Genomic DNA, 6,260 nt, shown 5'->3' on the forward strand with positions numbered 1-6,260 from the left:
ATCTTGTTTCCCCCTTACTACCATATATTTTTCGTTCCCAATTTTGCATTTTGATTAAACAATTTAAACATAAGCTCCAACTTTTTCTCTTCATCCACATCTAATAGTTCGGTAGAGCGTTTAATATACCGCTTTGCTGCATCCACACGTTCTTTTACGATTAATTCCGTTTCTCCGTAAATAAATAAGAAGGCTTCCCGATTTGTTCTGCCCCATTCTAAAAACTGCAGTTCTTTTAACTTTTGATTTAAAATTCGTTCATACAAAGGACTGGTACATTCTTTAATTTTCTTCTCTATATAACGTTGTTGTTCAGTTGTTTGACATGGAAAGTTTAAAAAAACGAGTTTAATAGACTGTTTGTAGGCTTGATAAAAATAAGCATGTGAGAAAATAACAAATGCTTGTTCGTCGCTATTTTTAGAGAACATATCGTCACCTTCCACTTGAAGAATTTCTAAAAACTCCTCATTTTTCAGTTCAAATATGCCATCCTCTGTCATGTCTACAATTTGCATAATTTCCGCAATACTTTTCTTTACCTTTGGTGGTGTTTCTTTCTTTTTTCTAGATAAAAAACCTAACAGTTTTGGATTTTTCTTTTTCGAAACGTCTTTCTTTGGCTTTTCTTTCTTCTGTTTTTTTACTTTTGGTTCTACCTTTGTTTTTTCTTCTTTCTTTTTGTCGGGTACCACCTTCACAATTTCTTTTGGTTCAGAAATTGATTCTTTTACATTTTTTTCGTTAAATCGAAATGTATTTTTCTTTGGTCTTTCTAGTTGTTTTAGTTCTTCTTTCTCTACATCTTTTTCGCTGAATAACGCCATATGTGATCCCTCCCTTATTGATCGTTATCAATGGCGCAATATGCACCTTTTCTTCTTAGCAATGTAATAATCAACACTTCATACATTCGTTTTTGAGGATTCGTACTTGGTCGCCAAATCATGATAATTGCAATAACTGCCATGAAAATAACAAACGGTAATTGAAAGGAATCATGTACAAAATTCCTAAGAATCATCGTTACAACTAATAAGCCAATTAATAAAAAGAAATCTATTAAATAAAGCACTTTATTAATCCGTAATTCTGTACTGATTTCCTTCGGAATCCGATAGCTTCTCATCGGGATTCCCTCCTTTTCGACAATAAAAAATAAGCGTAATCGTACGCTTATTTTTTATCTGTATTATTTTTATTTTTGTTTACAATATCTCTCCAACTTTTACCCGTGTTTTGCCCCATCTGATAAAAACGCTTTGTATTCTGTACCGTTTCAGAATTATGAATGCGTTCTTGTACTCCTCTTACCTTTTGTTTCACGGATGATGTTGTATTTTTAACTTTATCAGTTGTATATTGTCCTAATGTCCGTGTTTCCTGACTGCTACTTGCTGCCACTTCCTTATCACTTTCATAAGGAGTTATTGGGCTACTATGTGTCACCGTTACATTGTCGGCTGATACCGGGCTTCCTCCACTTGGTACTGATCTTGGTGTTTCTACTGGTGCCGGGCTACTTCCGCTTGGCACTGATCTTGGTGTTTCCATTGGTGCCGGGCTACTTCCGCTTGGTACTGGCCTTGATGCTTCTACTGGTGCCGGGCTTCCTCCACTTGGTACTGATCTTGGTGTTTCTACTGGTGCCGGGCTTCCCCCACTTGGCACTGATCTTGGTGTTTCCATTGGTGCCGGGCTACTTCCGCTTGGTACTGGTCTTGATGCTTCTACTGGTGCCGGGCTTGGTGTTTGACCTCCTTCATTTGCTCCTTGTCTTACTGTTCCTGCTGTTTGAATTCCTTCACTTGCTCCTTGTCTTACTGTTCCTGGTGTTTGATTCCCTGCGCTTGTTCCATTTGCTTTTCCAGCTTCTTTCATTTCATCTTGAAGGCTTGTAGTACCTGATTCTTGCCCATTCGCTATCCCTGGGTTTTCGTTCCCTCCTTTTTTCATGTCTTCTTGAATAGATGGCGTACCACCATTCTTTTTATCTTTTTCCTTATTTAAGTTACCTTTTTCTTTTTCCTTATTTGCTACATCATTTACATTTGCTTTCTTCTCACCAGCTTTTTTCATTTGATCTTGCAATGAATCTTTATTTTCAGATTCATTTCCATTTTTCAAGCCACTTATGAGACCAGCCATTCCACCTGTTGCCATCGCTGCCGCACTTGCGGTTTTAGCCGCTGCAACACCAGTTCCTTGCGCTGCACCTTTCGCTCCTTTTCCAATCATATTTCCGAGACCCTTCATTGGTTTTGAACTTGCAAGACCAGCGATTCCTTTACCAAGTGCGTAACCACCTACTAACATGCCCCAACTGCTCTTTAATCCAATATCTATACCGAATAACCTTTCTACGACTGCCGGACCATCTAGAACTGCCATACTAAATGCGGCTAATGCAATCAGATACGGCACACCACTTAATTTATCATGGAGAAACGTTGTTCCCATTATATATAGCTTCAAAGAAAGGAATATCATAATTGTTGCTATAAATATATTGAGGATATTAGATAATACAGCTTTTAACTTTTGACCATTCGCAACATCGGCTGGTGCTAATATGTTAGCTAACAAGTAGTTAAATGCCAATTCATAAAATAACCTAGCTAATTTAATACTCACCAATAACAACGTTAATCCTGTTATCAGTAAAGTAAAGAATATATTCCAGAAATTCCAATGCCAGCGATAATACTTTTCTGGAAAGAAATCAAACCATCCATCTTTTAATTCGGCTAAAGATGCTACTCCTAACGCATCCATTACTCTTTTATTCTGCAATATTTTCTGACCATCATCCGATAAATTTTTATCCTTTGTGAACGCAAAATCTTTATCTATTTTTTCAGTAATATCTATCTGTCTAATATTTTTTTCAGGAATATTGTTTTTCGGATTCATATCTTCTTTCTTTTTCCATCCATTTTGATCTATTACTGCAACATCGGTTATATTCTTTTTAATAATTTCATCACTTAAGGAACCTTTTTGTTCTGATTTTACAACAGCTATGGCATCATCGGTGAACTTATCGACCTTTGTCATACCAGTACTTAATAAACAAAGTACACTCAATGTTATGAAAATATTGATGATAATTTGAGAACGATTCATTTGTTTGTTCATAATAAACATGTAGCCAATATATAAAAACGATATGGCTAAAAGAACGACAAACAATGGATATAGCATATCAACAAAATTTTGTATTTCTGGTGAATTAAAGAATCCTTTAATCCCCAGTATGGCATCTGTCACACCTTCTAAAGCATCTACAACTAAAGATAATCCTACAATTAGAAACCATCCTAGCCAACGCAATACATAATTCACGATGTCTCCTACTTGAAGATAATCCGAGAACGTTTCTAAGACCTTTAAAATCTCTTCATCTTTCACTATTTATCCTCCTCTCATGCTTATTACTGTCCTAATACTTCTTTTGCTGTCCAATTCACTCTCTCATTTAGTCTGTCGATACGAATAATCAATTTTCCTTTTTGTTCCCGATCTACTGAAAGGAAAAGAACCGCATCTTCTAGACCAAGAATGACCTCATTTTCTTCTGTTACAAATGGCGAGTAACTATCTAAAATCAATTGCATTTTATCCGTGATTGTCGGTACACACATTCCCTCTTCCTCCTTTATGTTTGGAATCAAAAAAGCACTCAATTATTTGAGTGCTTTCTAACTTGTTACTTGTTCTTTTTCTTCTAAATCACGCAAGATTCGATTAATCTTGTTTTCGACTGCTTGATAGACAATTTTGTCGATGTGGTCATTGTGAGCTAACATTTGAAATTCACTGTAAAACTCGCCCATTTCTTGATTTTCAACTTCATCTATTGATTTACCTAATTGCGCTAAAAAGAACTTATCAACCAGTTTCAAAACTGCTAAATCAGATTCGAAAAATTCATTAACCGTTTTTTCTTTCCAATTTTCAATGGAAAGGGAATCAAACGGGCTGTCTTCCTGCTGATATGCCTCTTCCGGAATCTCTTCATCAATACCCATCATTGTTGGTTCTTCTACTGGCTGCGATGTCTCTACTGGTGGCAAATCTTCCTGTTTTGGTTCTGATGGTTCTTTCTTGATTTGTTCTTCCTTTCTTTCTCCTAGAAAATCTACAATCAGTTTTTTCGGTTCTACATCATCATGTAAGGAGTCGATATCTATATCTAAAATAGATTTATCTGTATCGAACTCTACTCCTAAGTACTCCCATCTATATTTTAAAGCTGTTTCTCCCGTATTATAAATTGGACGTGGTCTGATACGCTTTCTATTATTATCTTGACGTTTTATGACACGAATAACGGCACTTTCTCCTTCTTTAAAACTCATTAGTTCATTCGGTGTTAACAATGGGCGTTGATCTAGACCTTCCGTTTTATTTTTATCAGTAGAAAGACCTTTTCCACTTCGAGAAGGTAGGTTAATTGTCTTATTCCCCAACTTTTTGGACACTTTTTCGGCTGTTTCTTGATCGTTTGTTAGAATGTAGATGGTGTTCCCACAGTTTCCATCAATGGTATCTGCATCTTCCCCATATTTATTTTTCAATTGTGAATATGCCTGGATTACCAGGTTAAAGCGAACATTTCTACCAAGACAGACCGTAATAATATTCGCCATTCCTTCGATACTCGGCATATTTCCAAACTCATCTAAGCAAAAAACCACTTCACGGTGACATTTCCCTCCACGAGCAAGCGATGCACCCTTAGCTAATATGAAATAAAGCTGTCTTACGAAAATAGAAGCAATCACATGGTTCGAAGAATCAAAGTCTGGTGTAATCATAAAAATAGCGACTGGTTTATCAAAATAATCCACTTTTATTACTTGCACATCTTCATTTTCTTCTACTACTTTAAATTCTGTATGACCCGTTTTTTCATCTATTTTTGTAATAGAAATAGATGTTTTCGTTTGAGGATTTTCCTTTTCAATACATTGAATGGTATCTCCAACTTGTATTACTTGTTTGAAATCTAATGCAAAACGTCCTGTAATATCTGCCTTGATAGACTCCTTTGAGCCATCTGGAAATACAATGTCTACTCGTTTTCTAGGTGTCACTTTTCCTTTTATTGTTTTTCCAAAACCGACACGTTTTAAATCCACACTATTTTTTGCGGTCATTTTAGCGATTTCATCAAATGTAAAAATAGAAAGTCCGTTCATTGTTTGGGTGAAAATCCCGCCTCGTGTCGTTCCTTTTGAGAAGTTTGAAGTTGCATATTGCATCTTCGCAACACTATCCGCTGGTAAGCCTTCAAAGTATAAATCTAATGCATTTTGTGGATCAGCTTCCGGATCTACGATTACCTCTTTTGAACCAAGTTCTGATAACATATTTGCAACTGCATACATTGTGATTTTTTCTTCTGTACCCTCCGCAATACATTTATCTGTAACGGCTAATATCATGGCGTTACACAAGCTCATAGCGCACTGTTGCCAAAAAGGATCTTTTACAGTTGGGTTGTAATACAAAGTGTGTGAGAGCGTCTTACATAATGCCTGTGCCGTTGAATAATCTCCATCTTTATAGGCATCTTTAACAAGCTGCAATAAGTTATAGCTCATAGAATCGAGTGGGTTTAACAAGTTCAAGACTTCAATGTGATACCCTCGTTTTTCCAACGTTTCTTTTGAAGCGCTAAATAATTCGCCCTTGGGATCATTCAGTATTAATGATGGTTTATGTTCTGCTCTAGAATAGACATCAATTGTAGGAAACACATAAGTTTCCCCTTTACCAGAGCGTGTTGTACCAATAATTAAATTATTTACCGGGCTATCATCAATAAATACCTTGTTACCTAGCCGGGAAATAACAACACCACCGCCACCTTTAAATGTTTCCTCTCGATCTGGTACAGCTCGATACTGTTTTTTCAACTCTTCAACTTCTGTAAAGCGACTAGACCCTTTCTGATGATTATTTAAATCTTTAAAAGAAGACCTCAGTTTATATACTGTTCTCGCTATAGTTCCAATCACTACAAGGAAAACAAGCATGTAGTAAATTGGATGTTCTACAATTGGCATCTGAAAAAGAAATCCTACCTCCATATGAAATGGTTTAGGATGTAATAAATCACTAAATGTTGTTTCTATCAGCTCTAAAGATAAGTTGAGTAAAAAATTAGCGATCAAAAACATTCCAACAAACAAAAAAGCACTCAATGGAATGAGTACTTCTTTTTCAGCTAATTTATATTTGATTGATATCTT

At 36.0% G+C, this 6,260-nt stretch carries 5 protein-coding genes; all 5 read right to left on the minus strand.

The window, feature by feature from the left end; translation table 11 throughout:
• Positions 1-17: 17 nt before the first annotated feature.
• The gene (locus JDS95_RS30210; protein ID WP_061530248.1) at positions 18-827 is read right to left on the minus strand and encodes a hypothetical protein; all 810 of its coding nucleotides are present in this window, start codon (positions 825-827) and stop codon (positions 18-20) included.
• Positions 828-841: 14 nt separating this feature from the next.
• Positions 842-1,129, minus strand: a complete 288-nt coding sequence (locus JDS95_RS30215) for a DUF5592 family protein (protein ID WP_001258275.1) — start codon at positions 1,127-1,129, stop codon at positions 842-844.
• Positions 1,130-1,176: 47 nt separating this feature from the next.
• Complete coding sequence (locus tag JDS95_RS30220) at positions 1,177-3,411, minus strand: pLS20_p028 family conjugation system transmembrane protein (RefSeq protein WP_199691032.1); 2,235 nt, start codon at positions 3,409-3,411, stop codon at positions 1,177-1,179.
• A gap of 23 nt (positions 3,412-3,434) precedes the next feature.
• Positions 3,435-3,644: a hypothetical protein gene (locus tag JDS95_RS30225; protein WP_000338017.1), complete on the minus strand. Its 210-nt coding sequence runs from the start codon at positions 3,642-3,644 to the stop codon at positions 3,435-3,437.
• Positions 3,645-3,701: 57 nt separating this feature from the next.
• Positions 3,702-6,260, minus strand: a 2,559-nt coding sequence (locus JDS95_RS30230) for a VirD4-like conjugal transfer protein, CD1115 family (protein WP_206773955.1), incomplete at its 5' end; no start/stop codon positions are given.

Source organism: Bacillus cereus group sp. N24, from assembly GCF_016483345.1.
Lineage (GTDB): Bacteria > Bacillota > Bacilli > Bacillales > Bacillaceae_G > Bacillus_A > Bacillus_A toyonensis.

Coding starts and splice junctions, on each gene's coding strand:
- JDS95_RS30210 (WP_061530248.1), bottom strand. CDS start 827: ATGGCGTTATTCAGCGAAAAAGATGTAGAGAAAGAAGAACTAAAACAA.
- JDS95_RS30215 (WP_001258275.1), bottom strand. CDS start 1,129: ATGAGAAGCTATCGGATTCCGAAGGAAATCAGTACAGAATTACGGATT.
- JDS95_RS30225 (WP_000338017.1), bottom strand. CDS start 3,644: ATGTGTGTACCGACAATCACGGATAAAATGCAATTGATTTTAGATAGT.